Genomic DNA, 26,984 nt, shown 5'->3' with positions numbered 1-26,984 from the left:
ACTAACCGATTGGTCGGGTTCCGTGTTGCCTTGTGTTCTTCTCTCGCACTGCCTGGAGCATTTGTGCCATGAGTTCTGCCTCGCTTATAAAGACCCCGCCCGAGAAGGTGACGGTCAACGGTTGGGTGTTTTACACCTCTACCGCGCTGATCCTGTTGTTGACCGCCATTCTGATTATCGCCCCGCAAGAGGCCGGCAGACTGTTGGGTATCGCTCAGGCCTGGTTGTCGCGCAGCTTCGGCTGGTACTACATGGTGGTGATCGCCGCTTATCTGGTATTCGTCGTCGGTCTGGCGTTTTCCTCGTACGGCAAACTCAAACTGGGCAGCAAGGATGACACCCCGGATTTCAGTTACGGCGCCTGGGCGGGGATGCTGTTCTCGTCGGGTATCGGTATTTCGCTGCTGTACTTCGGCGCGTCCGAGCCGCTGGATCACTATTTCAATCCGCCGGAAGGCGCTTCGGCCACCAACATGGCTGCGCGTCAGGCGGTGCAACTGACCTTCCTGCATTGGGGCCTGCACGGCTGGGCGATTTATGCACTGGTCGGCTTGGCTGTTGCTTACTTCGCTTACCGTCATAACCAACCGCTGGCGTTGCGTTCGGCGCTGTATCCGCTGGTCGGCGAGCGTTGGGTCAAAGGCGCGGCCGGTCATGCGGTGGACGGCTTCGGCATGTTCGTAACGCTGCTGGGTCTGGTGACGAACCTGGGGATTGGTTCGCTGCAAGTGTCGTCGGGCCTGGAAAACCTGTTCGGCATGGAACACAGCAACACTAACCTTTTGATCGTGATCATCGTGATGAGCACCGTGGCGACCATCGCTGCCGTGTCCGGCGTGGAGAACGGCATTCGTCGTCTGTCCAACCTGAACATCGTGTTGTTCAGCGGTCTGCTGATTTTCGTCCTGCTGTTCGGCCCGACTTTGCACTTGCTCAACGGCTTCGTACAGAACATCGGTGACTACCTCAACGGCATCGTGCTGAAAACCTTCGACCTCTATGTGTACGAAGGCAGCGCCGAGAAAACCGAACGCTGGATGGGCCTGTGGACCCTGTTCTACTGGGCCTGGTGGATTTCCTGGGCGCCATTCGTTGGCATGTTCATCGCGCGTATTTCCCGTGGTCGTACCGTGCGTGAACTGGTTGCTGGCGTGCTGCTGATTCCACTGGGCTTCACTCTGGCCTGGCTGTCGATCTTCGGTAACTCGGCGCTGGATCTGGTGATCAACCAAGGCGCGGTGGAGCTCGGCAAGACGGCGCTGGAACAGCCGTCGATGGCGATCTACCAAATGCTTGAGCATTACCCGGCGTCGAAAATCGTCATCGGTGTGTCGATCTTTGTTGGCTTCGTGCTGTTCCTGACCCCGGCCGACTCGGGCGCGGTGATGATGGCGAACCTGTCCTGCAAGGGCGGCAACGTCGACGAAGATGCGCCGCACTGGCTGCGAATCTTCTGGTCGGCAGTGATCACCCTGGTGACCATCGGTCTGCTGTTTGCCGGTAACTTCGAAGCCATGCAAACCATGGTGGTGCTGGCCGGTCTGCCGTTCTCGGTGGTGCTGGTGTTCTTCATGTTCGGCCTGCACAAGGCCATGCGCCAGGACGTGCAGATCGAACAGGAGCAAGCGCAACTGGCGGAGCGCGGTCGTCGTGGTTTCAGCGAGCGTCTGACGCAACTGGATCTGCAGCCGAGCCAATCGGTGGTGCAGCGCTTCATGGACAAGCAGGTCAGCCCGGCGCTGGAAGATGCCACCGCGCAGATGCGTGCGCAGGGTCTGACAGTGCAGACGCTGCTGGGTAAATCCAAGCGTTGCATGGGCGTGCGCGTCGAGATGGAAGAGGGCAACCCTTTCGTTTACGAAGTGAGCCTGGACGGCTATCTGGCGACCCCGACCGAATCGGCCCAGTCCGATGAAGCTCGCCAGCGTTACTACCGCGCCGAAGTGTATCTGCACAACGGCAGCCAGGATTACGACCTGATGGGCTTCACTCAGGATCAGATCACGCGGGATGTGCTCGATCAGTTTGAAAGCCATCGGCAGCTCCTTGGCCGGGTGTATAGCTGAGTTGTGATTCGGGATCGTTCCCACGCTCTGCGTGGGAATGCCTCAAGGGACGCTCCGCGTTCCAGCCACGCTGCCGATTTCAAGCTTGGCACCGATGGGACGCAGAGCGTCCCGGGCGGCATTCCCACGCAGAGCGTGGGAACGATCATCACGCAAACAAAAACGCCGCGATCCTCTCGCGGCGTTTTTGTGTCTGCTGTCTTTATCCCAGGTTCTTGCCCAGCAACGCGTGATACAACTCGCTGTCGCCCAAGATCCCCACCACATGATTGTTATCGTGCAGCACTAGTTTGTTGCCGGTCTGATAACGAATCTGCAACGCATCGCGCATGCCGATGTTCGAATCCACCAGCGTCGGCTTGCGTTCCAGGCCTTCCACCGCTTGTCCCGGCGCCCAGTTCTGCAGGTTCAGCACCGAACCATTCTGCCGCGCACCCTTGATGGTGTTGCCTTCAGCCAGGTCCAGCCACGAATCACCGCCCGGATCGAGGCACACCGAACCGTTGATGCGTTTGCAGTTATCCAGCGTGCGCATCAGGCTGCGACCGCAGAGCACGTTGAGCGGATTGGTGTGCGCGACAAACGTACGCACGTAGTCGTCCGCCGGGTTCAGCACGATCTCTTCCGGCACGCTGTACTGGATGATCCGGCCGTCCTTCATGATCGCGATGCGGCTACCCAGTTTGAGCGCCTCGTCGAGGTCGTGGCTGACGAAGACAATGGTCTTGTTCAGCTTGCGTTGCAGTTCCAGCAGTTCATCCTGCAGGCCTTGGCGGATCAGCGGGTCGAGAGCCGAGAACGGTTCGTCCATCAGCAGAATGTCTGCATCCATCGCCAGTGCCCGCGCCAGACCGACGCGCTGCTGCATGCCGCCGGAGAGTTCGTCAGGCTTCTTGTTGCGCCATTGAGTCAGGCCCACCAGCTCGAGTTTTTCATCGACCAGCTTGCGCCGTTCCTTTTCCGGTCGACCCTGCATTTCCAGACCGAAACTGATGTTCTCGCGCACCGTCAGCCACGGCATCAGCGCGAACTTCTGGAAGACCATGGCGATGCGTTGGGTGCGCATCATTTTCAGCTCGGCCGGGGTGCAGGAAGCGATGTCGATCTGCTTGCCTTCATGCTCGACAAACAGCTTGCCGCGACTCACGGTGTTGAGGCCGTTTATGCAGCGCAGCAGACTCGATTTGCCCGAGCCGGAGAGGCCCATCAGCACGCAGATTTCGCCTTTGTTGATGTCCAGCGTGGCTTTTTCCACGCCGACAATCTGCCCGGTCTTTTTCAGGATCTCGTTGCGGGTCATGCCCTGATCCAGCAGCTTGAGCGCCTCGCGTGGGTCCTTGGAGAAGATTACGTCAACGTCTTCGAAGCGAATTATGCTCATGCGTCACCCCCTACTTTGGCGTCGGGTTGTTTGCAGATACGGTCGAGCATGATCGCCAGCAGTACGATCGCCAGGCCTGCTTCGAAGCCCAGGGCGATATCAGCAGTGTTCAGTGCGTTGACCACCGGTTTGCCGAGTCCGTCGGCGCCTACCAGTGCCGCGATCACCACCATCGACAGCGACAGCATGATGCACTGGGTAATGCCGGCCGCGATGCTCGGCATGGCGTGAGGCAGTTCGATCCGTGAGAGCAATTGGCGACGCGAGCAGCCGAAGGCCTTGCCGGCGTCCATCAGTTCTTGCGGGACATCGCGGATGCCCAGGTAGGTCAGGCGGATCGGCGCAGCGATGGCGAACACCACCGTGGAGATCAGGCCCGGTACCACACCCAGCCCGAAGAGGGTCAGGGTAGGAATGAGGTAAACGAAGGTCGGTACGGTCTGCATCAGATCGAGTACCGGACGCATCAGCGTGTAGAACATCGGCTTGTGCGCGGCGACGATGCCCAACGGCACGCCGATGACCACGCAGACCAGGGTCGCGAACAGCACCTGGGCGAGGGTTTCCATGGTTTCCTGCCAGTACCCGAGATTGAGGATCAGCAGAAAGGAAGCGATGACGAAAACGGTCAATCCCCATTTGCGCTGGATGAAATGCGCGAGCAGGGCGATGAGGCCGATCAAGACAAAAGGGTTGAACCAGGTGAGCGCAAACGTCACGCCGTGGATCATCGTTTCCAGGGTCACGGCGATTGCATCGAACGTGTTGGCGCCGTGTTGCGTCAACCATTCAACGAAGCCCGCGATGTACTGGCCTAGAGGTATTTTCTGATCAATCAGCATGGTAGTGAACGTCCGCATGCAAGGAAATAAACAGCCCGGGTGGGCGAGCCCACCCGGCATAAGCGATTACTGTGCGAGCTTGGCTTTCACGGCCTCCAGGCCAGGTTTACCGTCAATGGTGGTCACGCCAGCGAGCCAGGTATCGAGCACCTGTGGATTCTTTTTCAGCCACGCCTTGGCGGCCGCGTCGGGCTTCATCTTGTCGTCGAGGATGTTGCCCATCAGTTCACTTTCCATGTCGACGTTGAACTCCAGGTTCTTCAGCAACTGACCGACGTTGCTGCATTCCTCGGCGTAACCCTTGCGGGTGTTGGTCGCCACGGTCGCAGCGCCGAAATCAGGGCCGAAGAACTCGTCGCCGCCGGTCAGGTATTGAATCTTGAAACGCTTGTTCATCGGGTGCGGCGCCCAGCCGAGGAACACCACTTCAGTGCCACGGCGCGAGGCCCGATCAACTTGCGAGAGCATGCCCGCTTCTGACGATTCGACGACTTTGAAACCGGCGGTCTTCAGGCCGAAGGCGTCCTTGTCGATCATGCTCTGGATCAGGCGGTTGCCGTCGTTGCCCGGCTCGATCCCGTAGATCTTGCCGTCGAGTTCTTTCTTGAATTTGGCGATGTCGGCGAAGTCATGCAGACCTTTGTCATACAGGGCTTGCGGCACGGCGAGGGTGTACTTGGCGCCCGTGAGGTTGGTGCGCACGGTTTCCACGGTGCCGGCATCGCGGTAGGCCTTGATGTCGTTTTCCATGGTCGGCATCCAGTTGCCGAGGAACACGTCCATGTTCTTGCCGTCGGCCAGCGACTTGTAGGTCACGGGCACGGAGATCATGGTGGTCTTGGTCTTATAGCCGAGGGCGTTAAGGACAACAGAAGTGGTCGCGGTGGTCGCGGTGATGTCGGTCCAGCCAACATCGGAGAAGTTGACGGTACTGCACTGCGCCGGTTCTGCGGCTTGCGCCAGTAACGGCAGACTCAGCATGGCGGCCAATAACAACGACGGGGAACCTTTCATGGATGGACTCCTTGGTGTTTTTTTTGGCAGTGTTCCGACTGTGGACCACCGCACTTATAGGTTGCGGTTGGATGGCGTTCTGGAGACAGCTCTACCGCGGCGCCTTGCAATCGAGTCATAACGATCATGTACCAGTGAAAATCTGACGCCTACAGGGGGGGTCGTATCCAGTACAGGGATGGTCGTATCTAGTGTCAGTGACGTCGTTTACAGCTTTTTTCCGCCCTGCAAGGCCATCTGAACCGCACAAAAACGGCGAAAACCGGGACGAAAACGGCGCGGCGCTGGTGGACATGAGTGCGTCGGTGCCAGACGCCGTGCGTCCCGACAAAAGCCTGATGATGCTGGCATTCCGGCGGATCGCAGCTTGAGCGTAGCAGCTCCGCCAGCGGGCGCTTTTGCGCCCCGGACCGGCATCCTCAGGAGCTCTGCAGCAATGGCTATCAGCGTTTTCGACCTGTTCAAAATCGGCATCGGCCCTTCCAGTTCCCACACCGTCGGACCGATGCGCGCAGCGGCGTTGTTCGTCGAGTCGTTAAGGGACAAGCAGCAACTGGAACAGGTGCGGCGGATCGAAGTGCAGCTGTTCGGTTCGCTGTCGGCCACCGGTATCGGTCACGGCAGCGACAACGCGGTGATCATGGGTTTGATGGGCGAGTGGCCGGACGCAATTGACCCGTCGCAGATTGGCCCGCGCATTCAGGCGCTGCGTGAAACCGATACGCTTTTATTGGACGGTCGTTTATCAGTGCCGTTTGTCTGGGCGCGGGACATGCGTCTGATCGATGAAAACCTGCCGTTCCACCCCAACGCGATGACGATTGTTGCTGACGGCGATCACGGTGAACTGCACCGCGATACCTACTATTCGGTAGGCGGCGGCTTCGTCGTCGATGAAGCGCAGGCCTCCAGTGGTGTGGTCGATCTGGATCGCACTGAATTGCCCTACGACTTTTCCAGTGCGGTTGAGCTGCTGGATCTGTGCAAAAAGAACAACCTGCGCGTTGCCGAGTTGATGATGGCCAACGAGAAGGTCTGGCGCAGTGAAGAAGAAATTCGCGCCGGGCTGATGAAGCTGTGGCGGGCGATGCAGGACTGCGTCGAGCAAGGCCTCAAGCACGAAGGCATTCTGCCCGGCGGTTTGAATGTACGGCGGCGTGCGGCGAAGTTGCATCGCAGTCTTCAGGAGTTGGGCAAGCCGAATGTGATCGGCTCGACGCTCAGCGCCATGGAGTGGGTCAACCTGTTTGCGCTGGCGGTGAATGAAGAGAATGCGGCCGGCGGGCGCATGGTCACGGCGCCGACCAATGGCGCGGCGGGGATCATTCCGGCGGTGCTGCACTACTTTATGAAGTTCAGCGAAGCGGTGACGGACGCCAACGTGGTCGACTATTTCCTGGGTGCAGCGGCGGTGGGGATTCTGTGCAAGAAGAATGCTTCGATCTCCGGTGCCGAAGTCGGCTGCCAGGGCGAAGTCGGTTCGGCGTGCGCGATGGCAGCGGCGGGGCTGGCGGAGATTCTGGGCGCTACGCCGGAGCAGTTGTGCAACGCGGCGGAGATTGGCCTGGAACACAACCTTGGGCTGACCTGCGATCCGGTCGGTGGTCTGGTGCAAGTGCCGTGCATCGAGCGCAATGCGATTGCGGCGGTGAAAGCGATCAACGCGGCGCAGATGGCATTGCGCGGGGATGGTCAGCACTTTATCTCGCTGGACCGGGTGATTCGCACCATGCGCGATACCGGCGCGGATATGCATGACAAATATAAGGAGACTTCGCGGGGTGGGTTGGCGGTCAGCGCGGTGGAGTGCTGAGACCGAGTTGGCCCCAATCGCTAGCAGGGCTAACTCCCACAGGGTTTGTGAACGCCGAGATCAAATGTGGGAGCCAGCCCTGCTGGCGATGGAGCCAGACCAGTCAAAACTGCGCGCTAAGTGAACACTGACAATCAATCACGCCACCTTTTAGCGCGTCGCAATCAGATAAGCGTCGTTCCCACCTGTTACACACAATCCATACCTCCTACCGTCCGTCACCCGTGCTTGTGGTGACACTCCTCGTAAACCGCGCGCAGGCCAGTTCCCACAAGTGCTACCGATCTGCTCACGGATGCTGAAGCACGGCTTTCAGCGCCGCTGATGGCACTTGGAAATACCTTTCGTCGGACGGCTCGTATAGACGCGTCGCGACGTCGTTTTCAGGAGTTATTGAACGGCCATCCAATTTTAGGCATGGCAATTGCTCTGTCATAACAAAGCCCGTCTCCCACGCGAGAACGCTGGCAATAACAAGAGCCTCCGCCTGAGGCCATCACCCGCTTTGTGTGAGGAGATACCGCGATGACGTCGTTCAACTCCGGGGCCCAACCCCAGAACCGTGCGCCTCAATCCATCGGCTTTCTGCTGCTGGACAATTTCACGCTGATTTCTCTGGCCTCCGCAGTAGAACCCCTGCGCATGGCCAACCAATTGTCCGGTCGCGAGCTGTATCGCTGGAGCACCCTTACCGTCGATGGCGGCCAGGTGTGGGCCAGTGACGGTCTGCAAATCACTCCCGACGCCTCCATGCACAAAGCCCCGCCACTGGACACCGTGATCGTCTGCGGCGGCATCGGTATCCAACGCACCGTGACTCGTGAACACGTCTCGTGGCTGCAAAGTCAGGCGCGTCAGTCCAAACGTCTCGGCGCCGTGTGCACCGGCAGTTGGGCACTGGCGTGCGCCGGGTTGCTCGACGGTTTCGATTGCAGCGTGCACTGGGAATGTCTGGCGGCGATGCAGGAAGCTTTCCCACGCGTGGCGATGAGCACTCGTTTGTTCACCCTCGACCGTAACCGTTTCACCAGCTCCGGCGGCACCGCGCCGCTGGACATGATGCTGCACCTGATCAGTCGCGATCACGGCCGTGAACTGTCCGCCGCGATCTCGGAGATGTTCGTCTACGAACGCATCCGCAACGAGCAGGATCACCAGCGCGTGCCGCTCAAACACATGCTCGGCACCAACCAGCCGAAGCTGCAGGAAATCGTCGCGCTGATGGAAGCCAATCTGGAAGAGCCGATCGACCTGGATGAATTGGCGGTATACGTCGCCGTGTCGCGCAGACAGCTGGAGCGGTTGTTCCAGAAATACCTGCATTGCTCGCCGTCGCGTTATTACTTGAAGCTGCGCTTGATTCGCGCGCGGCAACTGCTCAAGCAGACGCCGATGTCGATCATCGAAGTGGCGTCGGTGTGTGGTTTCGTCTCGACGCCGCACTTCTCCAAGTGCTACCGCGAATACTTCGGCATTCCGCCGCGTGACGAACGCGTCGGCTCCAACACCGCGCAGCAAGTGGCGATGTTGCCACTGCCGCAGGCGATTGTGATGTCACCTCTGTCGGGGCCGATGTCGGCGTTGAGTCAGGCGCGCAATGAATCGACGTTTGCCAGCGTAAGGCTCTGATAAGGATCGTTCCCACGCTCTGCGTGGGAACGATGCGGTGGTCAGCGTCAGGCGCTGTGGCTTTGCTGGTAATCGGCGAGTGCCGGCAACAACTGCTTGTCGATCGCCTGACGCACCGCCGGCTGAATACTGGCGCCGCTGGTGTACATGTCCTTGACCATCTTGCGCAGTTCAAACGCGCGAACGTTATCCAGACCGCGCACGGCGCACTCGCACGCCTGCTCGGCGGTCGTGCCAGTGGGTACTTGAATACCCAACGCCTTGAGCTGGCCCAACAGATCTTCCTGGTCAATCAAATCGGCGTACATCATCACGCAAATCCTTCTGTGGCATTGGAGGTCTTGGCTTGAGTTTGTAAGGCTGGCGCGGGCACGGCAAGGGCGTTTTGTCAGCGTGGCTGCGACGACTATGAACAGGTCGTTTTCGGCTAACTCGCCACAAACGCGAGTGGGCACACTGGCCTCAGCTCGCTTCACGAAGGTTTGGTCACCCTCGCACGGCAGCTCCTCAAAGTACCCTCTGCCCCGATCCTGTCACGGCTGGTATCGGGGCTTTTTTTGGGCTGTGAATCAGGAAGACCGAGTCGCTGCCAATCGCTGGCAGGGCTAGCTCACCACAGGTGATCTGCGGTCAACACAAAATGTGTGCACAGCCAAATCCAATGTGCGAGCCAGGCCTGCTGGCGATGAACGATGATGCGGTCTAACGGGCGGGTGGCAGCGCGATGACGCGGCCGATGTAGACGGGAGCGGGCAGGTCTTGTTGCTCGGTGACGATGCTTTGCAGGCGGCTCAGGGTGTCGGCGCCGAACGGTGCCGAGCGCGGGCCAGCCAGGTCGACGTGAAGGAGCATTTGTTCGTTGCCAGCCAGTTCCTGATCCTCCCCGACCTTGTGCAGGCTGTGATAGAGGTGCAGGCGTTTGCTGTCGTGGCCGATGATCTGCGTGCGCACTTCGACCTCGGTGTCGAGCTTCACTTCGTGCAGATAGTTGAGGTGCAGTTCGAGGGTGAACAGCGAGTGGCCACTGGCTTCGCGGTTGTTGCTGTCCATGCCGAGGCGATCCATCAGGGCGTCGGTGGCGTAGCTGAAAATCAGCAGGTAGAAGGCGTCGCGCAGATGGCCGTTGTAGTCGACCCAGTCGGGGATGATGGTGGTTTGGTAGGTGGTGAGGGTGGGCATGTTTACTCCTGACGCGATCGTTCCCACGCTCTGCGTGGGAACGCCTCTTGTGACGCTCTGCGTCACGCTTCTGGGACGCGGAGCGTCCCGGGCTGCATTCCCACGCGGAGCGTGGGAATGATCAGTAGATCGGACTATTCGCTGAACGCCATCCCGTGCTTTTCCTTGGTGGTCTTCACCGCCTCCAGCACCGCCAGCAGGCAATCATCACGATAGCGTTCCAGCGCGGAAATGCTGTGCCGGCCGAGCTGATCGCTGGTGCCATCGACCACGTCATCGATCAACTTGTCAGTCAGTTCCGGTGCTGGCAGATACGTCCACGGCAACTGCAACGCCGGGCCGAATTGCGACATGAAGTGGCGCATGCCAGCATCGCCGCCGGCCAAGGTGTAAGTCAGGAACGTGCCCATGAACGACCAGCGCAGACCGGCGCCAAAACGGATCGCATCGTCGATCTCGCCAGTGGTCGCCACGCCGTCGTTGACCAGGTGCAGCGCCTCACGCCACAGCGCTTCAAGCAAGCGGTCAGCGATGAATCCGGGTACTTCCTTGCGCACATGCAGCGGGCGCATGCCGAGGGATTCGTAGACTTTCATCGCTGCCTGCACGGCTTCCGGCGCGGTGTTCTTGCCGCCGACCACTTCTACAAGCGGCAGCAGATACACCGGGTTGAATGGGTGGCCGACCACGCAGCGTTCAGGGTGCGTGGAACTCTCGTAAAACTCGCTCGGCAGCAGGCCTGAGGTACTCGAGCCTATCAACGCATTGGGTTTGGCGGCGGCGCTGATTTTGCTGTGCACATCGAGTTTCAGTTCGAGACGTTCCGGGGCGCTTTCCTGAATGAAATCGGCATCGCGCACGCACTCTTCGATGGTCGCAACAAAGCGCAGACGATCCTGCGACGCACCCGGCGCCAGACCGTTTTTCTCCAGCGCACCCCAGGCATTGGCCACGCGTTTGCGCAGCGCTGCCTCGGCGCCGGGGGCCGGGTCCCAAGCGGCCACGTCGAGGCCATGGGCGAGTGCGCGCGCGACCCAACCACTGCCGATGACACCGCTGCCCAGTGCTGCGAAGGTTTTGATTTCGGTGATGAAGCTCATGGTGACATTCCTGAATAGTTCGGCGATCAACTGTGGGAGCGAGCCTGCTCGCGAAAGCGGTGGCTCTGCTGATGAAGATGCTTCGGATGTACGGGCCTCTTCGCGAGCAGGCTCGCTCCCACAGGGTTTTGATGTGAGTTCGACTAGCCGCGCTGGGTCAGGCCCATTTTCTTGCGCCCCTCGGCCGGGGTTAGCACGCGGGCGCCGAGGCGGCTGAGGATTTCGCTGGCGCGTTCGACCAGTTGGCCATTGGTCGCCAGCACGCCTTTGTCCAGCCACAGGTTGTCTTCCAACCCAACCCGTACGTTGCCGCCCAGGAGCACGGCTTGCGCCGCCATCGGCATCTGCATCCGGCCAATGCCAAACCCGGCCCACACCGCATCCGCCGGCAAGTTATCAACCATGGCTTTCATCGTGGTGGTATCCGCCGGAGCACCCCACGGAATGCCCAGGCACAGCTGGAACAGCGGGTTATCGAGCAGACCTTCCTTGATCATCTGTTTGGCGAACCACAGGTGACCGGTGTCGAAAATTTCCAGCTCAGCCTTCACGCCCAGCTCGGTGATGCGCTTGGCGCCGGCACGCAGTTGCGCCGGAGTGGACACGTAAATGGTGTCGCCATCGCCAAAGTTCAGCGTGCCGCAATCGAGGGTGCAGATTTCCGGCAGCAGCGCTTCAACGTGAGCGAGGCGGGTCAGCGGGCCGACAAGATCGGTGTTCGGGCCGAACTCCATCGGGTTCTCGCCGGCGCCGATTTCGAGGTCGCCGCCCATGCCGGCTGTGAGGTTGACGATGATGTCGACGTCCGCCTCGCGGATGCGCTCCATCACTTCGCGGTACAGCGCCACGTCACGGCTGAACTTGCCGGTCTGCGGGTCACGCACATGGCAATGCACCACGGTGGCGCCGGCCTTGGCCGCTTCCACGGCCGCCGCAGCGATCTGTTTCGGGGTGACCGGCACATGCGGGCTCTTGGCGGTCGTGTCGCCAGCACCGGTGAGTGCGCAGGTGATGATGACGTCGTGGTTCATGGTGCGGTTTCCTTCAGGCGTGATGGGTCTGTCCGCAGCCCTTTTTCGGGCTGCGAAGCGTCGGTCAGTGCTCTCTCCCAATCTGGGAGAGGAGCTTTTCAATAGAGGGTTATTTGCTGGTCAGCTGGAGGTTTTCAGCGGCCGGTTTGCCATCGAACGTGGTCACACCGTCGAGCCAGCGCTGCTTGTCTTCCGGGTGATCCTTGAGCCATTGCTTGGCGGATTCAAAGGCGTCCTTGTGGTCGAGCAGCGGCTGCATCATCCGGCTCTCGTCCTCGGCGGTGAACGTCAGGTTGGTCAGCAGGCGACCGATGTTCGGGCACTGCTCGGCGTATTTCGGCGAGGTGACCGTCCACACCGTGGCCATGCCTTCATTCGGGCCGAGAGCGTCGTCGCTGCCGGTCAAATAAGTCATCTGCACGTTGACGTTCATCGGGTGCGGCGCCCAGCCGAAAAACACCACGGCTTCTTTGCGGCGCACGGCGCGATCGACGGCAGCGAGCATGCCGGCTTCACTGGACTCGACCAACTGGAACTTGCCGAGGCCAAACTGGTTCTTGGCGATCATTGCCTTTATCTGCGTGTTGGCGCCCGAACCCGGCTCGATGCCGTAGATCTTGCCGCCCAGTTCCTTCTGAAATTTGGCGATGTCGGCAAAGGTTTTCAGGCCCTTGTCGGCCAGATACGTCGGCACGGCGAGTGTCGCACGGGCGTCTTTCAAGCTTGGTGCTTCGAGGACTTTGACCTGGTTGGCGTCGACGAACGGCGTAATGGTTTGCGTCATCAACGGGTTCCAGTAACCGAGGAACAGGTCCAGACGCTGATCGCGAATCCCGGCGAAGATGATTTGCTGGGAGGCGCTGGTTTGTTTGGTGTTGTAGCCGAGGCCGTCGAGCAGGACCTGGGTCATGGCACTGGTGGCGATCACGTCGGTCCAGTTGACCACGCCCATGCGCACGTTCTGGCACGACGCCGGGTCGGCCGCCATGACGCCGGCGCTGAAGAAAGCGGTACCGCTGAGTGCAAGAACACAGCTGCTGATCAGTCGTTTCATGTCGGGTTCCTCGGCAGGTCGTTATTGTGGTTCCCGGCATCTGGTGCGCCGGTGATGCAAAGTTACGCAGCTATACGCCCATGAAAGCGCACTGCAGCGACTGGCATTTGCACTGTAGCGACCTGCACGCTTGAATGCCGCGGGCAAACGGCGTATCAACGAGCCACGCTACCCTCCCTCTCGTTAGCCGCGAATCGAGTGCGCACATGTCGCAGGATTTCTACTTTCTGCTGATGCCGGGTTTCTCCGCCATCGGCTTTATCTCCGCCATCGAACCGCTGCGCGTGGCCAACCGCTTTCGCGGCGAGTTGTATCGCTGGCACGTGTTGAGCGCTGACGGCGGGGCGGTGCTGGCGAGCAATGGCATGTCGGTGAACGCCGATGCGGCACTGGAACCGCTGAAGAAAGGTGCGACGTTGTTGGTAGTGGCCGGGTTTGAACCGCTGAAGTTTGTCACGCCGACGCTTGCACACTGGCTGCGCCGACTCGACAACGACGGGGTCACCCTCGGCGCCATCGACACCGGCAGTTTCGTCCTCGCCGAAGCCGGTTTGCTCGACGGCCATCGCCTGACCCTGCACTGGGAAGCCATCGATGCGTTCAAGGAATCTTATCCACAGCTCAGCGTGACTCAGGAGCTGTTCGAGATCGACCGTCGGCGCATCACCTCGGCGGGCGGTACGGCCTCGATCGATTTAATGCTCGATCTGATCGCCCAGGCCCACGGCCCGCAACTTGCGGTCCAGGTCAGTGAGCAATTTGTGTTGGGGAGGATTCGCCCGCGCAAAGACCACCAACGCATGGAAGTTGCCACGCGTTACGGCATCAACAACAAGAAACTGGTGCAGGTGATTGGCGAAATGGAGCAGCACAGCGAACCGCCGCTGACCACGCTGCAGTTGGCGGAATCGATCAAGGTCACGCGACGGCAACTGGAGCGCTTGTTTCGGTTGCACCTGAACGATACGCCGAGCAATTTTTATCTGCGCCTGCGCCTGGAAAAAGCCCGACAGTTATTGCGCCAGACCGACATGAGCGTGCTCGAAGTCAGCATCGCCTGCGGGTTTGAATCACCGTCGTATTTCACCCGCAGCTACCGCGCCCGCTTCGCCCGCTGCCCGCGCGAAGACCGACGTACTGCCCACGCCTGAACGGATGCACACAAAACCAATGTGGGAGCGAGCCTGCTCGCGAAGGCGGCGTGTCAGTCAATACAGGATTGACTGATCCAGCGCTTTCGCGAGCAGGCTCGCTCCCACATTTGGATCTTCATTGTCTGAAAAAACGCTTACTTCTTCACCAACGCCGAACACGCCGCTTTATAAGCCTCATGCTGATACTTGTTCAGCGTTCCCGGCAGCTCGAAGTTGTGCTTCTTCGCCTGCGCATTGATCGTCTGCGGCGACAACAACGTCACCTCACAGCCATCGAGCAACTGCAAAATCCCTTCAATCTTGAATGTCGTCGGCCCACCGGCAAACTCACCCTTCTTGCTGCGCTTCTTGATCGCAATCCGGTCAACCGAGTTCTCGCGCACAAACGACGCCACCTGCGCCGCGAACAACTTCACGTTGGCCGCTTCGTCATCCTCTTCGAGGGCGATTTTCTTGGTGGCGAGGGGAACGTGGCTCAGGTTCGAACCGTCGAGAGCGGCCACGGCGATGATCGCTTCGCTGCCTTTGATTTCGATGCCGCAGATGTTCATGTGATTACCTAGATTGGCTATAGAAGGGCAGCTTACAGCTCAGACACTCACTCCTGCCCAATCGACTCCAAAAACTCCGACCGTTCATCACTCATCCGCGCCACGCAGTCATTCTGCGCAATCGTGAACGCCTTACTGCCAGCGGTCGCCGGGAACGCTTCCACCGCGCAATCGGCATCCCGCGTCTTCAGCCACTGCTGTTGCGCCGTTTTCATCTTGGCGGTGATGTCCGCCAGTTGCGTCGCATTTTTGCCGTAGGCGGTCTGCATGCGTTCGGTCAGGCTGGCGTAGTTGTCCTTGAGCAGGTCTTCGGCGGTGGTGCGGCTGTAGGTCGAGCATTCCAGGGTCTGGACGTCGTTTTCGACGGCGTCGCACGGGTTGTTGTCGGATTCTTCGGCGGCGTGTACGCCGGTCGCAATCAGTGCCAAAGCCAGGAAGATCGATTTCATTGTTGTCGCCGCTCTAAGCCAGTGGTGTTTCCAGGATGCCGCAGATTCTGGCTCAAGCTTGCGGGCTTGAACAGGTAGCTGATCGGAGCGTCTGGCGACCCTTTGTCGCGGATTGACGCTTTCGGCAATTCCCCTGTCGTTTTTGCACCCGGTCGCCCCGGCACCGAGGCATATGCTGGCCCCAAAGCGCCGGCAGACGATTCGGCGCATGAATCGCCAATAAGGGGACGCCTGATGAGCCCAGCCGAATTACACGCCGACAGCATCGTTATCGACGGTCTGATCATTGCCAAATGGAACCGCGAGCTGTTCGAAGACATGCGCAAGGGTGGTCTGACGGCGGCCAACTGCACTGTGTCGGTGTGGGAAGGCTTTCAGGCGACCGTGAACAACATCGCTGCCAGCCAGAAGCTGATCCGCGACAACAGCGACCTGGTGATGCCGGTGCGCACCACCGCCGACATCCGTCGCGCCAAGGAACAGGGCAAGACCGGCATCCTCTTCGGCTTCCAGAATGCCCACGCCTTTGAAGACCAGATCGGCTATGTCGAGGTGTTCAAGCAGCTCGGCGTTGGCATCGTGCAGATGTGCTACAACACCCAGAATCTGGTCGGCACCGGTTGCTACGAGCGTGACGGCGGCCTGTCGGGCTTCGGTCGCGAAATCGTCGCCGAGATGAACCGCGTTGGCGTCATGTGCGACCTGTCCCACGTCGGTTCCAAGACTTCCGAAGAAGTCATCCTCGAATCGAAAAAACCAGTCTGCTATTCCCACTGCCTGCCGTCGGGTCTCAAGGAGCACCCGCGCAACAAGTCCGATGAAGAACTGAAGTTCATTGCCGACCACGGCGGTTTTGTCGGTGTGACCATGTTCGCGCCGTTCCTCGCCAAGGGCATCGATTCGACCATCGACGACTACGCCGAAGCGATCGAATACGTCATGAACATCGTCGGCGAAGACGCCATCGGTATCGGCACCGACTTCACCCAGGGCCACGGTCAGGACTTCTTCGAATACCTGACCCATGACAAGGGCTACGCCCGCCGCCTGACCAGCTTCGGCAAGATCATCAACCCGCTGGGCATCCGCACCGTCGGCGAGTTCCCGAACCTGACCGAAACCCTGCTCAAGCGCGGCCATTCCGAGCGCGTGGTGCGCAAGATCATGGGCGAGAACTGGGTCAACGTCTTGAAAGACGTCTGGGGCGAGTAACGCTTACTCAAGACCGCCGCCGATCTGCGCCCTCTCCCTCTGGGAGAGGGCTGGGGTGAGGGCCGCGGCCAACACTGAATCTAAAATTTTTCTGGAGTTAAGTTTCCATGGCCAAGATCGCCCCGCAATTGCCAATCGAAGTCGACAGCGAGACCGGTGTCTGGACCTCCGACGCCCTGCCCATGCTCTACGTACCGCGTCACTTCTTCGTCAACAATCACATGGGTATCGAAGAAGTTTTGGGCGCTGACGCCTACGCCGAAATCCTCTACAAGGCCGGCTACAAATCTGCATGGCACTGGTGCGAGAAAGAAGCTGAATGCCACGGCCTGGAAGGCGTCGCGGTGTTCGAGCACTACATGAAACGCTTGTCGCAACGCGGCTGGGGCCTGTTCAAGATCCAGGACATCGACCTCGATAAAGGCACCGCCAGCGTCAAGCTCGAACACTCGGCGTTCGTCTATGTGTACGGCAAGGTCGGACGCAAGGTCGACTACATGTTCACCGGTTGGTTTGCCGGTGCGATGGATCAGATCCTTGAGGCGCGTGGAAGCAAGATTCGTACTGTGGCTGAACAAGTCTACGGAGGCTCCGAAGAGGGCCACGATGACGGCCTGTTCACCGTCAAGCCGTTGTAAGCCGAGGACCGTGCCATGGCTTTCGAAGCAATGTTCCAGCCGATCCAGATCGGCAAACTGACCATCCGCAACCGCGTGCTCAGCACCGCGCACGCCGAGGTCTACGCGACTGACGGCGGCATGACCACCGACCGCTACGTCAAGTATTACGAAGAGAAAGCCAAGGGCGGCATCGGCCTGGCGATCTGTGGCGGTTCCTCTGTGGTCGCCATCGACAGCCCGCAGGAGTGGTGGAGCTCGGTGAACCTGTCGACCGACCGGATCATTCCGCATTTCCAGAATCTGGCCGACGCCATGCACAAGCATGGCGCCAAGATCATGATTCAGATTACCCACATGGGCCGCCGCTCGCGTTGGGACGGCTTCAACTGGCCGACCCTGATGTCGCCGTCGGGCATCCGTGAACCGGTACACCGCGCGACCTGCAAAACCATCGAGCCGGAAGAAATCTGGCGGGTGATCGGCAACTACGCCCAGGCCGCGCGCCGGGCCAAGGCCGGTGGTCTCGACGGCGTTGAACTGTCGGCGGTGCACCAGCACATGATCGACCAGTTCTGGAGCCCGCGCGTCAACAAGCGTACTGACGAATGGGGCGGCACCTTCGAAGGCCGGATGAAGTTCGGTCTGGAAGTGCTGAAAGCCGTGCGCGCCGAGGTCGGTGACGACTTCTGCGTGGGCATGCGTCTGTGCGGTGACGAATTCCACCCGGACGGCTTGTCCCACGAGGACATGAAGCAAATCGCCAAGTATTACGACGACACCGGCATGCTCGATTTCATCGGCGTCGTCGGCTCGGGTTGTGACACCCACAACACCCTGGCCAACGTGATTCCGAACATGAGTTATCCGCCGGAGCCGTTCCTCCATCTGGCCGCCGGGATCAAGGAAGTGGTCAAGGTGCCGGTGCTGCACGCACAGAACATCAAGGACCCGAATCAGGCCACGCGGATCCTTGAGGGCGGTTACGTCGACATGGTCGGCATGACCCGTGCGCACATCGCCGACCCGCACTTGATCGCCAAGATCAAGATGGGTCAGATCGACCAGATCAAGCAGTGCGTCGGCGCCAACTATTGCATCGACCGCCAGTATCAAGGCCTCGACGTGTTGTGCATCCAGAACGCCGCGACGTCCCGGGAATACATGGGCGTGCCGCACATCATCGAGAAATCCACCGGGCCGAAACGCAAGGTCGTCATCGTCGGTGCCGGCCCTGCCGGGATGGAAGCGGCGCGCGTGGCCGCCGAACGTGGCCACGACGTGACCCTGTTCGAGAAGAAGGAATTCATCGGCGGGCAGATCACGACTGCTTCGAAAGCGCCGCAGCGTGACCAGATCGCCGGTATTACTCGCTGGTTTCAGTTGGAGCTGGCGCGGCTGAAAGTCGATCTGCGCCTGGGGACGGCGGCTGATGCCGACACCATCATGGACTTGCGTCCGGATGTAGTGGTGCTGGCGGTTGGTGGGCATCCGTACCTGGAACAGAACGAGCACTGGGGCGCTGCCGAAGGGCTGGTGGTCAGCAGCTGGGACGTGCTCGACGGCAAGGTCGCGCCGGGCAAGAACGTGCTGGTCTACGACACCATCTGCGAGTTCACCGGGATGTCGGTTGCCGACTTCCTCGCCGACAAGGGCAGTCAGGTCGAGATCGTCACCGACGACATCAAACCGGGCGTGGCCATCGGTGGTACGTCGTTCCCGACCTACTACCGCAGCATGTATCCGAAAGAAGTGATCATGACCGGCGACATGATGCTGGAGAAGGTCTACCGCGAAGGCGACAAACTGGTCGCGGTGCTGGAGAACGAATACACCGGCGCCAAAGAGGAGCGGGTAGTCGATCAGGTGGTGGTGGAAAACGGCGTGCGTCCGGATGAAGAAATCTACTACGCGCTCAAAGAAGGTTCGCGCAACAAGGGCCAGATCGACGTCGAAGCGTTGTTCGCGATCCAGCCACAACCGTCGCTGAGTGAGGCGGGCGACGGCTACTTGCTGTTCCGCATCGGCGACTGCGTGGCACAGCGCAATACCCACGCCGCGATCTATGACGCCCTACGGTTGTGCAAAGACTTCTAAGCCTCGCGAACGATCGTTCCCACGCTCCGCGTGGGAATGCCGCAATGGACGCTCCGCGTCCGCTTTGGGACGCGGAGCGTCCCGGGATGCATTCCCACGCAGAGCGTGGGAACGATCATTGAACGCCGTGTTTCTCTAGGTTGTACTGGTGGGAGCTTCACCATGTTGAACACCCTTCTTCCAATCCTGCTGTTCGCCGCTCTGGGCCTTGGTGTCCTCGGCGCGTTGCGGCGGGTGGCCATGTGGCGCCGGGGCCGGGCCTCGAAGGTCGATCTGATCGGCGGCTTGTTCGCCATGCCCAAGCGCTACATGGTCGATTTGCACCACGTCGTGGCGCGGGACAAATACATCGCCAACACCCACGTCGCTACGGCGGGCGGTGCGGTGGCGTCGATTGTGCTGGCGCTGCTGGTGCACGGTTTCGGCCTGCATAACCGCATACTCGGTTACGCCTTGCTGCTGATGACGGCAGTGATGTTCGTCGGCGCGATCTTCGTTTATCTGCGTCGGCGCAACCCGCCAGCGCGCCTGTCGAAAGGCCCATGGATGCGCCTGCCGAAAAGCCTGCTGGCGTTCTCGGCGTCGTTCTTCCTGCTGACGTTGCCCGTGGCCGGAATTCTCCCGGAGAACTTTGGCGGCTGGGTGCTCGCGGTCATCCTCGGGATCGGCGTGCTGTGGGGCGTGTCGGAATTGTTCTTCGGCATGACTTGGGGCGGGCCGATGAAACACGCCTTCGCCGGTGCTTTGCACCTGGCTTGGCACCGTCGGGCCGAACGTTTTGGCGGCGGCCGTTCCACGGGTTTGAAACCGCTGGATCTGAACGATCCGAGTGCGCCGTTGGGTGTTGAGAAACCCAAGGATTTCACCTGGAACCAACTGCTCGGTTTTGACGCCTGCGTGCAATGCGGCAAGTGCGAAGCCGCATGCCCGGCCTTCGCCGCTGGCCAGCCACTGAACCCGAAAAAACTGATTCAGGACATGGTCGTCGGCCTCGCTGGCGGCACCGATGCCAAGTTCGCCGGCAGTCCCTATCCGGGTAAGCCAGTGGGCGAACACTCAGGCAATCCGCATCAACCGATCGTCAACGGTCTGGTTGACGCCGAAACCCTGTGGTCGTGCACCACCTGCCGCGCCTGCGTCGAGGAATGCCCGATGATGATCGAGCACGTCGATGCCATCGTCGACATGCGCCGTCACCTGACCCTGGAAAAAGGCGCGACGCCGAACAAGGGCGCCGAAGTCCTCGAAAACCTCATCGCCACCGACAACCCCGGCGGTTTTGCCCCGGGCGGGCGGATGAACTGGGCGGCGGATCTGAACCTCAACCTGCTCAGCGAGAAGAAATCCACCGACGTGCTGTTCTGGGTCGGCGACGGTGCGTTCGACATGCGCAACCAGCGCACCCTGCGCGCGTTCGTCAAAGTGCTGAAAGCGGCGAAAATCGACTTTGCCGTGCTCGGTCTCGAAGAGCGTGACAGCGGCGACGTAGCGCGTCGTTTGGGCGATGAAGCGACCTTCCAGTTGCTCGCCAAACGCAACATCCAGACCTTGGCCAAATATAGCTTCAAGCGCATCGTCACCTGCGATCCGCACAGCTTTCACGTGCTGAAAAACGAGTACGGCGCGTTCGACGGTAACTACCTGGTGCAGCATCACAGCACCTACATGGCGGAAATCATTCAGGCCGGCGCGCTCAATCTGGGTCAGCACAAAGGCAACAGCGTGACCTATCACGATCCGTGCTACCTCGGTCGCTATAACGGCGAGTACGAAGCGCCGCGTGAAGTGCTGCGCGCCCTCGGCATCGAGGTTAAAGAGATGCAGCGTTCCGGCTTCCGTTCGCGCTGCTGCGGCGGCGGCGGCGGGGCGCCGATCACCGATATTCCGGGCAAGCAGCGGATTCCCGACATGCGCATGGAAGACATCCGCGAGACGGGCGCCGAACTGGTAGCCGTGGGTTGTCCACAGTGCACGGCGATGCTCGAAGGTGTGGTCGAGCCGCGTCCGCTGATCAAGGACATCGCCGAACTGGTCGCCGACGCGCTGCTCGAAGACGCCGCGCCAAGCAAACCTGCCGCCCCGGCCAAACGTGAACCAGCGGAGGCCCACTGATGAGCGACATAATCCGCCGCGACCCGCGCGCCGAATGGATTGCCCGTAACCGCCTGCACCCGCTGCACGCGGCGATGCAACCGGCGCAGCACAGCTGGATGGGGCCGAGTGGCGTCATCCGCAAGAATCTGCACGGCATCGGTTTTATCGGCCCCAACGGTATCAAGCGTATCGACCGCAGCGGCGCGCAACAGGGCGGGGCGGTCAAACGTTCGGCAGCTGTGGAAGTGCAATTGCCGCTGCATCAGGTACCGGCTCCGGCGTTCTACATCAGCGTGGTGCCGGACATGGTCGGCGGCCGCTTGAGCAGCCACGACCGCGACTTGCTCGGCCTCGCCCATCAGCTTGCCGGTCAGGATGGTGCGGTGCTCGCAGTGGTGTTTGGCGAGCACAAGGAAAATGCTTTCGCCACGGCAGGCGTCGATCGCTTGCTGGTGCTCGAAGGCGAACAGTTCAGCGGTTATGCACCGGAACAACGGGTGCAAGGTTTGCGCGCTGTGGATAACCAGTTCAATCCGCGCCACTGGCTGCTGCCGGACAGTCGTAGCGGTGGCGGTGAACTCGGTCGGCGCTTTGCTGCGGCATTGGGCGAGCGCCCGGCGACGCGGGTCTGGCAGGTCAAGGATCAAGAGTGCATTGGCCGCGCGGGCGCCGGGCTGCAAGACCTCGCCCGTCCGGTTGCACGGTTGATCCTGGCAGCAGCGGAATGCGCCGAGCCGGTCAGCGAAACCCGTCATGAAGCGTTGCCGGTGGAGTTATCCACAAGTGTCGCGCGCAGCCTGTCGCGGATCGAAGATCTCGGCGCGGTGGCGGTGGACCCGGCGGCTATTCCAATGGCCGAGGCGGAGTTTATTTTCTCCGGCGGCAATGGCGTCAAGGACTGGCAACTGTTCCACGAAACGGCGGCGGCGCTCGGTGCTACCGAAGGGGCGTCGCGGGTTGCCGTGGACGACGGCTTCATGGCCCGTGATCGCCAGGTCGGCGCGTCCGGCACGTGGGTCACCGCCCGGGTGTATGTGGCTGTGGGTATCTCCGGCGCGATCCAGCATCTGCAAGGCATCGGCGCCTGCGACAAGGTGGTGGCGATCAACCTCGACCCGGGTTGCGACATGATCAAGCGTGCCGATTTGTCGGTGATCGGCGAGAGCGCAGAGATTCTTCAGGCGTTGATCGAAGCGGTCGCGGCTTACCGCAACGAAGCCAAGCGCGATGCCGCTTAAGGAAACCCTATGAACACGAAAGTTATCAGTCTGGTTTCAATCGGCGCCCACCCGACTTCCGGTCGGCCGCGCCGCGCTGATCAGGACGCGCGCGCCGTTGAACTCGGTCTGCAACTGGCGGGGGATAACCTGCAAGTGCTGCACGCCGGCGACGTCGCGGAACCGGCACTGCGCGCCTATCTGGGCATGGGCCTGGAGCAGATGCACGTGCTGGAGCAACCGGCTGGCGCCGATGCGCTGCCGGCGCTGACCGCGTATTTGCGTGATGCCGGTGCGCAAGTGGTGTTGACTGGCAGCCAGGCAGAAACCGGCGAAGGTTCTGGAATGCTGCCGTTCTTGTTGGCGGAAGGTTTGGGTTGGCCGCTAGTGGTCGGGCTGGCGCAGGTTGAATCGATTAACGACGGCTCAGCGCTGGTACTGCAAGCGTTGCCGCGCGGGCAACGGCGACGGTTGAAGGTGAAGCTGCCGTTTCTGGCGACTGTGGATAACTCTGCGCCGAAGCCTCGGCAAAGTGCCTACGGCCCGGCGCAACGTGGCGTGCTGGAGGCTGACGACGTTGAAGTTGTCGACGACGAACTCCTGGCGGTCGCTACTTTGCAACTGGCCAAACCACGGCCCAAACGCCTGAAAGTGATCAAGGCCAAAAGCGGTGCTGACCGGATGAAAGCCGCAACCGCCAAGGCCAGTGGGGGCGGGGGGCAGGTGCTCAAGGGTGTTACCGCACAGGCTGGCGCTGAGGCGATCCTCAAGTTGCTGATTGAAGAAGGTGTTGTTCGCTGAAAAGCCCCTCACTGTAGCCCTCTCCCGGAGGGAGAGGGGACCGACCGAGTGGTATTGGCTAATTACTTCGACCTGCGATTGCGCAATGGCCTTGGTTTGGCGAAGCCTGAGATCACAATATTCGTTCAGGTCGGTGGAGTTTGAACAGGCGATGCGGTCGGCTCCCTCTCCCTCCGGGAGAGGGCTGGGGCGGTTTACCCACAATCCCTGTTGGCGGATCTGTGGATAACGTGTTCGCCCCTCCCTGCACCCCACGTCAATCAAGCCCTGCAGCCCTCCGATCAAAAAATAACCAGCCTAAGTCACGGATTTTCAGGGCTTTTTCTCTTGGATAACTGAACAAGTTGCCCCCAATCTCTGTTGGCGCTTCTGTGGATAAGATGTTCGCTAACCCCTGAGAGCTATATAAAACGGGGTCTACAGAGAGTTGGTCAATAACTGATCAATTCGCGCTTTTGACTCGATGAATTACCCGTTGAGCCTGATATTTAGCAGTCTTCAAGGCTTTTCCACAGCAGACGTAAAGTTACCCCCGATCTCTGTTGGTGCTTCTGTGGATAAGGTGTTTGCCATCCGCTAAACGCCACGAATGACGTGGCTTGCAGGCTGTTGATCAAAAAGCGATCAATGGGTTTTCAAAACCATGCTTCTGGATAAGTCACGGTTTTTCTTTGCAAATCAGTGGGATATTTTTCGAGTCATCCACAGTTGTCCCCATTTGCTGTGGGTGGGTGTGTGGATAACTTGTTTGCGGAAGGCTGGGGGGCTTGGTGGGTATGGGGTGCGGGTGGTTGGTCAGAAATCGTGCAATCTGGTTTCAGAGATGTAATGGCGTTCCTGACGCCTTCGCGAGCAGGCTCGCTCCCACATTTGGAATGCATTCCACCTGTGGGAGCGAGCCTACTCGCGAAGCTTGTGTTTTAGATCTTAGCCTTGGACAGGCACGCCTTTGAGGTACGGCGCCGGCTCAGCCCCAAGGTTGTTCAGCAGGCGCTCGCTGTACCAATCGACAAAATTGACCACGCCAAACTCATAGGTCTTCGAATACGGCCCAGGCTGATAAGCCGTCGAGTTGATCCCGCGCTGGTTTTCTTCGGCCAGACGGCGATCCTGATCGTTGGTCGCATCCCACACCTGGCGCATGCGATCGACGTCGTAATCGACGCCTTCAACCGCATCCTTGTGCACGATCCACTTGGTGGTGACCATGGTTTCCTGCGCACTGATCGGCCACACGGTGAAGACGATAATGTGGTCGCCCATGCAGTGGTTCCACGAGTGCGGCAGGTGCAGGATGCGCATCGAGCCCAGATCCGGGTTCTTGATGCGGCCCATCAGTTTCGCGCAACCCTGTTTGCCGTCGAGGGTCATCGACACGGTGCCCTTGAGCAGCGGCATGCGCACGATGCGGTTGCGCAGGCCGAAACTGGCGTGGGCATAAGGAATCTTCTCGGCTTCCCACGCAGCGGCAGACGCGGCGACGTGATCCTTGAACGCCTGATCGGCGCGCGGGTCGGTGACGTCGTCCCATTCCAGCAGGGTTTTCAGCAGTTCCGGGTGCGACGCGTTGCAGTGGTAGCACTCGCGGTTGTTTTCCAGCACCAGTTTCCAGTTGGCCTTCTCCATCAAGGTGGTGGTGATCGCCACCTTGGTGTTCTCCATGTCGTACGGTTCCATGTAATGGTTCAGCGTCGACAGGAAGTCATCAATGGCCGGTGGATTCTCCGCCAGGCTGATAAAGATGTAGCCGCCGGCAGTCTTCACGTTCACCGGTTTCAGGCCGTATTGCTTCATGTCGAAGTCGGCGCCCATCTCGGTGCCGGCGAACAGCAGGCGACCGTCCAGCTCGTACGTCCACTGGTGGTAATGGCAGACCAGTTTGGCGACTTTGCCTTTTTCGCTGGTGCACAGACGCGAGCCACGGTGACGGCAGACGTTGTGGAACGCGTGCACGACGCCTTCGGCACCTCGAATGACGATGATCGGGTTCTTGCCGATCTGCAGCGTCAGGTAGTTGCCCTTGGCCGGAATTTCGCAGGTCATGCCGGCGATCAACCACTCTTTCTGGAAGATCTCCTGCATGTCGATATCGAACAACCGCTCATCACTGTAGAACGGTTGCGGCAGCGAAAACGTGCGCTCGCGCTCTTGGAGCATTTGTGCAGTGGCCTTGCGTGCGGGTTCCAGCGGATCGCCCAGGCTGATTTTTGCGGTGACGTCCATCGATGTGATCCTCAAGGCCATCTGCGTGGCCGGCGAAAGTGGCTAATCAGGTCTGCTGTTAGAAGGTGCTACGCAAGGTGTAAAGAATCTGTCTTGGTGTTGGGGCGAGTGTGGGGCCGGCGCGGGGCGGAACCTTATCCATGGGCGACATGGTGCAATCTGTTCCCGACGCGCAACCCCCGGTGGTTGGGGGCTGGTCGCGATAAGTATGCCGATGTCGCGGATAGGTAAACGGGCGGTTCGCGCTATACGCAGAATCGCCGACATGAGGCCGACAGTCGGCCGTGGAGAACAGCATGTCCAACAGCTTCCTGAATCCGGTCACCACCCAGACCTGGGCCAATGGCCGACACATCGTCCGTTGCGTCAAAGTCATCCAGGAAACCTGGGACGTGCGCACCTTCTGCTTCATGGCTGACCAGCCGATCCTGTTCTTCTTCAAGCCCGGGCAGTTCGTGACCCTGGAGCTGGAAATCGAAGGCCAGCCGATCATGCGTTCGTACACCATCTCCAGCTCGCCGTCGGTGCCGTACAGCTTTTCTGTGACGATCAAGCGCGTGCCGGGCGGCAGGGTTTCCAACTGGCTGCACGACACACTTCATGAGGGGCAAGAGTTGGCGGTGCACGGGCCGGTCGGGCTGTTCAATGCGATCGACTTCCCAAGTCCGAAAGTGCTGTACCTGAGCGGCGGCGTCGGTATCACGCCGTGCATGTCGATGGCGCGCTGGTTCTACGACACCAACGCCAACGTCGACATGACCTTTATCCACAGCGCGCGCTCGCCGAAAGACATCATTTATCACCGCGAGCTGGAACACATGGCGTCGCGAATCGACAACTTCAGCCTGCACCTGATCTGCGAGAAACATGGCTTGGGTGAGCCGTGGGCCGGGTATCGCGGTTACCTGAACCACAAGATGCTCGAATTGATGGTGCCGGACTTCCTCGAGCGCGAAGTGTTCTGCTGCGGCCCGACGCCGTACATGAACGCGGTCAAGCGCCTGCTCGAAGTGGCCGGTTACGACATGTCGCGTTATCACGAGGAGTCCTTCGGTGCCACGCCACCGGAAGCCCGTGCCGATGCGGTCGAGCAAGCCGAGCAGGCCGCCGATGCACCGGAAATCGATGCGGCGGATCTGCATCAGGTCGAATTCACCTCGTCCGGCAAGAGCATTCGTGTGGCACCGGGCGAGACCGTGCATGCGGCGGCGGCCAAGCTTGGTTTGCTGATTCCGAAGGCGTGCGGCATGGGGATTTGCGGGACGTGCAAGGTGCTGAAGCTGGGGGGCGAAGTGGAGATGGAGCACAACGGCGGGATTACCGAGGACGATGAGGCGGAGGGCTTTATTCTTTCGTGCTGCAGCGTGCCGAAGGGGGATGTGCGCATCGATTTTTGAGCGGGGCGAATTTTTGCGTACGGCTTGCCCCTCACCCCAGCCCTCTCCCGAATGTGATCGTTC

At 60.3% G+C, this 26,984-nt stretch carries 22 protein-coding genes; 11 read left to right on the top strand and 11 right to left on the bottom strand.

All coding sequences use genetic code 11. The annotated features are described in order from the left end of the window. The first annotated feature begins 68 nt into the window (after positions 1-68). On the top strand, positions 69-2,066 hold the full coding sequence (gene betT, locus ACQ4OE_RS06350) for a choline BCCT transporter BetT (protein WP_053124585.1): 1,998 nt from the start codon (positions 69-71) through the stop codon (positions 2,064-2,066). 202 nt (positions 2,067-2,268) lie between these two features. Here betT and choV read toward each other — a convergent pair whose 3' ends face one another. From choV to ACQ4OE_RS06335, 3 genes are all read right to left on the bottom strand, one after another. After that, positions 2,269-3,447 (bottom strand): choline ABC transporter ATP-binding protein, encoded by a 1,179-nt coding sequence (gene choV / locus ACQ4OE_RS06345; protein ID WP_158958442.1) that lies wholly within the window; start codon positions 3,445-3,447, stop codon positions 2,269-2,271. Next, positions 3,444-4,289, bottom strand: a complete 846-nt coding sequence (gene choW / locus ACQ4OE_RS06340) for a choline ABC transporter permease subunit (protein ID WP_008085763.1) — start codon at positions 4,287-4,289, stop codon at positions 3,444-3,446. The genes choV and choW overlap by 4 nt, the downstream gene beginning before the upstream one ends. A gap of 66 nt (positions 4,290-4,355) precedes the next feature. Continuing rightward, positions 4,356-5,303, bottom strand: a complete 948-nt coding sequence (locus tag ACQ4OE_RS06335; RefSeq protein WP_122594741.1) for a choline ABC transporter substrate-binding protein — start codon at positions 5,301-5,303, stop codon at positions 4,356-4,358. 436 nt (positions 5,304-5,739) lie between these two features. Between ACQ4OE_RS06335 and ACQ4OE_RS06330 the strand changes: the two genes are divergently transcribed. Beyond that, positions 5,740-7,116 (top strand): L-serine ammonia-lyase, encoded by a 1,377-nt coding sequence (locus tag ACQ4OE_RS06330; protein WP_430946124.1) that lies wholly within the window; start codon positions 5,740-5,742, stop codon positions 7,114-7,116. A gap of 525 nt (positions 7,117-7,641) precedes the next feature. Next, a complete protein-coding gene (locus ACQ4OE_RS06325; protein ID WP_122594743.1) occupies positions 7,642-8,745 on the top strand; it encodes a GlxA family transcriptional regulator in 1,104 nt (367 codons plus the stop codon). 47 nt (positions 8,746-8,792) lie between these two features. Here the strand turns inward: ACQ4OE_RS06325 and ACQ4OE_RS06320 are convergent, their stop codons facing one another. The 5 genes from ACQ4OE_RS06320 to ACQ4OE_RS06300 form a co-directional block, all read right to left on the bottom strand. Next, positions 8,793-9,056, bottom strand: coding sequence for a hypothetical protein (locus ACQ4OE_RS06320; RefSeq protein ID WP_122594744.1), 264 nt, complete (start codon positions 9,054-9,056; stop codon positions 8,793-8,795). Positions 9,057-9,447: 391 nt separating this feature from the next. Next, positions 9,448-9,924 (bottom strand): thioesterase family protein, encoded by a 477-nt coding sequence (locus tag ACQ4OE_RS06315; RefSeq protein WP_430946123.1) that lies wholly within the window; start codon positions 9,922-9,924, stop codon positions 9,448-9,450. Between the two features lie 134 nt (positions 9,925-10,058). After that, complete coding sequence (locus ACQ4OE_RS06310; RefSeq protein ID WP_430946122.1) at positions 10,059-11,024, bottom strand: L-carnitine dehydrogenase; 966 nt, start codon at positions 11,022-11,024, stop codon at positions 10,059-10,061. A 143-nt stretch (positions 11,025-11,167) separates the two neighbouring features. After that, a complete protein-coding gene (locus tag ACQ4OE_RS06305) occupies positions 11,168-12,055 on the bottom strand; it encodes a 3-keto-5-aminohexanoate cleavage protein (RefSeq protein ID WP_008083182.1) in 888 nt (295 codons plus the stop codon). A 109-nt stretch (positions 12,056-12,164) separates the two neighbouring features. Next, a complete protein-coding gene (locus ACQ4OE_RS06300) occupies positions 12,165-13,109 on the bottom strand; it encodes a choline ABC transporter substrate-binding protein (RefSeq protein ID WP_430946121.1) in 945 nt (314 codons plus the stop codon). A 206-nt stretch (positions 13,110-13,315) separates the two neighbouring features. Between ACQ4OE_RS06300 and ACQ4OE_RS06295 the strand changes: the two genes are divergently transcribed. Beyond that, complete coding sequence (locus ACQ4OE_RS06295) at positions 13,316-14,260, top strand: GlxA family transcriptional regulator (protein WP_122594748.1); 945 nt, start codon at positions 13,316-13,318, stop codon at positions 14,258-14,260. 137 nt (positions 14,261-14,397) lie between these two features. Here the strand turns inward: ACQ4OE_RS06295 and ACQ4OE_RS06290 are convergent, their stop codons facing one another. Both ACQ4OE_RS06290 and ACQ4OE_RS06285 read right to left on the bottom strand, forming a co-directional pair. Next, complete coding sequence (locus ACQ4OE_RS06290; protein ID WP_430946120.1) at positions 14,398-14,814, bottom strand: DUF3010 family protein; 417 nt, start codon at positions 14,812-14,814, stop codon at positions 14,398-14,400. Between the two features lie 47 nt (positions 14,815-14,861). Continuing rightward, positions 14,862-15,263 carry a lysozyme inhibitor LprI family protein gene (locus ACQ4OE_RS06285; protein WP_122594854.1) on the bottom strand — a complete coding sequence of 134 codons (402 nt, stop codon included), beginning with the start codon at positions 15,261-15,263 and terminating at the stop codon, positions 14,862-14,864. Positions 15,264-15,497: 234 nt separating this feature from the next. On the opposite strand from ACQ4OE_RS06285, the gene ACQ4OE_RS06280 reads away from it, so the two are divergent. From ACQ4OE_RS06280 to ACQ4OE_RS06255, 6 genes are all read left to right on the top strand, one after another. After that, complete coding sequence (locus ACQ4OE_RS06280) at positions 15,498-16,475, top strand: dipeptidase (RefSeq protein WP_095112751.1); 978 nt, start codon at positions 15,498-15,500, stop codon at positions 16,473-16,475. Positions 16,476-16,582: 107 nt separating this feature from the next. Further along, positions 16,583-17,113, top strand: coding sequence for a DUF5943 domain-containing protein (locus ACQ4OE_RS06275; RefSeq protein ID WP_005792152.1), 531 nt, complete (start codon positions 16,583-16,585; stop codon positions 17,111-17,113). A 15-nt stretch (positions 17,114-17,128) separates the two neighbouring features. Further along, positions 17,129-19,189 (top strand): dimethylglycine demethylation protein DgcA, encoded by a 2,061-nt coding sequence (gene dgcA, locus ACQ4OE_RS06270; protein ID WP_016983627.1) that lies wholly within the window; start codon positions 17,129-17,131, stop codon positions 19,187-19,189. Positions 19,190-19,351: 162 nt separating this feature from the next. Further along, positions 19,352-21,301: a dimethylglycine demethylation protein DgcB gene (gene dgcB, locus ACQ4OE_RS06265; protein ID WP_430946119.1), complete on the top strand. Its 1,950-nt coding sequence runs from the start codon at positions 19,352-19,354 to the stop codon at positions 21,299-21,301. Beyond that, positions 21,301-22,521 carry an electron transfer flavoprotein subunit alpha/FixB family protein gene (locus tag ACQ4OE_RS06260; RefSeq protein WP_430946118.1) on the top strand — a complete coding sequence of 407 codons (1,221 nt, stop codon included), beginning with the start codon at positions 21,301-21,303 and terminating at the stop codon, positions 22,519-22,521. The genes dgcB and ACQ4OE_RS06260 overlap by 1 nt, the downstream gene beginning before the upstream one ends. A gap of 9 nt (positions 22,522-22,530) precedes the next feature. Continuing rightward, on the top strand, positions 22,531-23,301 hold the full coding sequence (locus ACQ4OE_RS06255) for an electron transfer flavoprotein subunit beta (protein WP_430946117.1): 771 nt from the start codon (positions 22,531-22,533) through the stop codon (positions 23,299-23,301). Between the two features lie 927 nt (positions 23,302-24,228). Here ACQ4OE_RS06255 and gbcA read toward each other — a convergent pair. Continuing rightward, the gene (gbcA, locus tag ACQ4OE_RS06250) at positions 24,229-25,524 is read right to left on the bottom strand and encodes a glycine-betaine demethylase subunit GbcA (RefSeq protein WP_053124549.1); all 1,296 of its coding nucleotides are present in this window, start codon (positions 25,522-25,524) and stop codon (positions 24,229-24,231) included. Between the two features lie 296 nt (positions 25,525-25,820). Here gbcA and gbcB point away from each other — a divergent pair, with 296 nt between their 5' ends. Beyond that, the gene (gene gbcB, locus ACQ4OE_RS06245; RefSeq protein WP_122594756.1) at positions 25,821-26,921 is read left to right on the top strand and encodes a glycine-betaine demethylase subunit GbcB; all 1,101 of its coding nucleotides are present in this window, start codon (positions 25,821-25,823) and stop codon (positions 26,919-26,921) included. Positions 26,922-26,984 lie beyond the last annotated feature (63 nt).

Source organism: Pseudomonas sp. WC2, from assembly GCF_050586545.1.
GTDB lineage: Bacteria > Pseudomonadota > Gammaproteobacteria > Pseudomonadales > Pseudomonadaceae > Aquipseudomonas.
This window is presented reverse-complemented; position numbering and strand designations above follow the sequence as displayed.

Coding starts and splice junctions, on each gene's coding strand:
- betT (WP_053124585.1), top strand. CDS start 69: ATGAGTTCTGCCTCGCTTATAAAGACCCCGCCCGAGAAGGTGACGGTC.
- choV (WP_158958442.1), bottom strand. CDS start 3,447: ATGAGCATAATTCGCTTCGAAGACGTTGACGTAATCTTCTCCAAGGAC.
- choW (WP_008085763.1), bottom strand. CDS start 4,289: ATGCTGATTGATCAGAAAATACCTCTAGGCCAGTACATCGCGGGCTTC.
- ACQ4OE_RS06335 (WP_122594741.1), bottom strand. CDS start 5,303: ATGAAAGGTTCCCCGTCGTTGTTATTGGCCGCCATGCTGAGTCTGCCG.
- ACQ4OE_RS06330 (WP_430946124.1), top strand. CDS start 5,740: ATGGCTATCAGCGTTTTCGACCTGTTCAAAATCGGCATCGGCCCTTCC.
- ACQ4OE_RS06325 (WP_122594743.1), top strand. CDS start 7,642: ATGACGTCGTTCAACTCCGGGGCCCAACCCCAGAACCGTGCGCCTCAA.
- ACQ4OE_RS06320 (WP_122594744.1), bottom strand. CDS start 9,056: ATGATGTACGCCGATTTGATTGACCAGGAAGATCTGTTGGGCCAGCTC.
- ACQ4OE_RS06315 (WP_430946123.1), bottom strand. CDS start 9,924: ATGCCCACCCTCACCACCTACCAAACCACCATCATCCCCGACTGGGTC.
- ACQ4OE_RS06310 (WP_430946122.1), bottom strand. CDS start 11,024: ATGAGCTTCATCACCGAAATCAAAACCTTCGCAGCACTGGGCAGCGGT.
- ACQ4OE_RS06305 (WP_008083182.1), bottom strand. CDS start 12,055: ATGAACCACGACGTCATCATCACCTGCGCACTCACCGGTGCTGGCGAC.
- ACQ4OE_RS06300 (WP_430946121.1), bottom strand. CDS start 13,109: ATGAAACGACTGATCAGCAGCTGTGTTCTTGCACTCAGCGGTACCGCT.
- ACQ4OE_RS06295 (WP_122594748.1), top strand. CDS start 13,316: ATGTCGCAGGATTTCTACTTTCTGCTGATGCCGGGTTTCTCCGCCATC.
- ACQ4OE_RS06290 (WP_430946120.1), bottom strand. CDS start 14,814: ATGAACATCTGCGGCATCGAAATCAAAGGCAGCGAAGCGATCATCGCC.
- ACQ4OE_RS06285 (WP_122594854.1), bottom strand. CDS start 15,263: ATGAAATCGATCTTCCTGGCTTTGGCACTGATTGCGACCGGCGTACAC.
- ACQ4OE_RS06280 (WP_095112751.1), top strand. CDS start 15,498: ATGAGCCCAGCCGAATTACACGCCGACAGCATCGTTATCGACGGTCTG.
- ACQ4OE_RS06275 (WP_005792152.1), top strand. CDS start 16,583: ATGGCCAAGATCGCCCCGCAATTGCCAATCGAAGTCGACAGCGAGACC.
- dgcA (WP_016983627.1), top strand. CDS start 17,129: ATGGCTTTCGAAGCAATGTTCCAGCCGATCCAGATCGGCAAACTGACC.
- dgcB (WP_430946119.1), top strand. CDS start 19,352: ATGTTGAACACCCTTCTTCCAATCCTGCTGTTCGCCGCTCTGGGCCTT.
- ACQ4OE_RS06260 (WP_430946118.1), top strand. CDS start 21,301: ATGAGCGACATAATCCGCCGCGACCCGCGCGCCGAATGGATTGCCCGT.
- ACQ4OE_RS06255 (WP_430946117.1), top strand. CDS start 22,531: ATGAACACGAAAGTTATCAGTCTGGTTTCAATCGGCGCCCACCCGACT.
- gbcA (WP_053124549.1), bottom strand. CDS start 25,524: ATGGACGTCACCGCAAAAATCAGCCTGGGCGATCCGCTGGAACCCGCA.
- gbcB (WP_122594756.1), top strand. CDS start 25,821: ATGTCCAACAGCTTCCTGAATCCGGTCACCACCCAGACCTGGGCCAAT.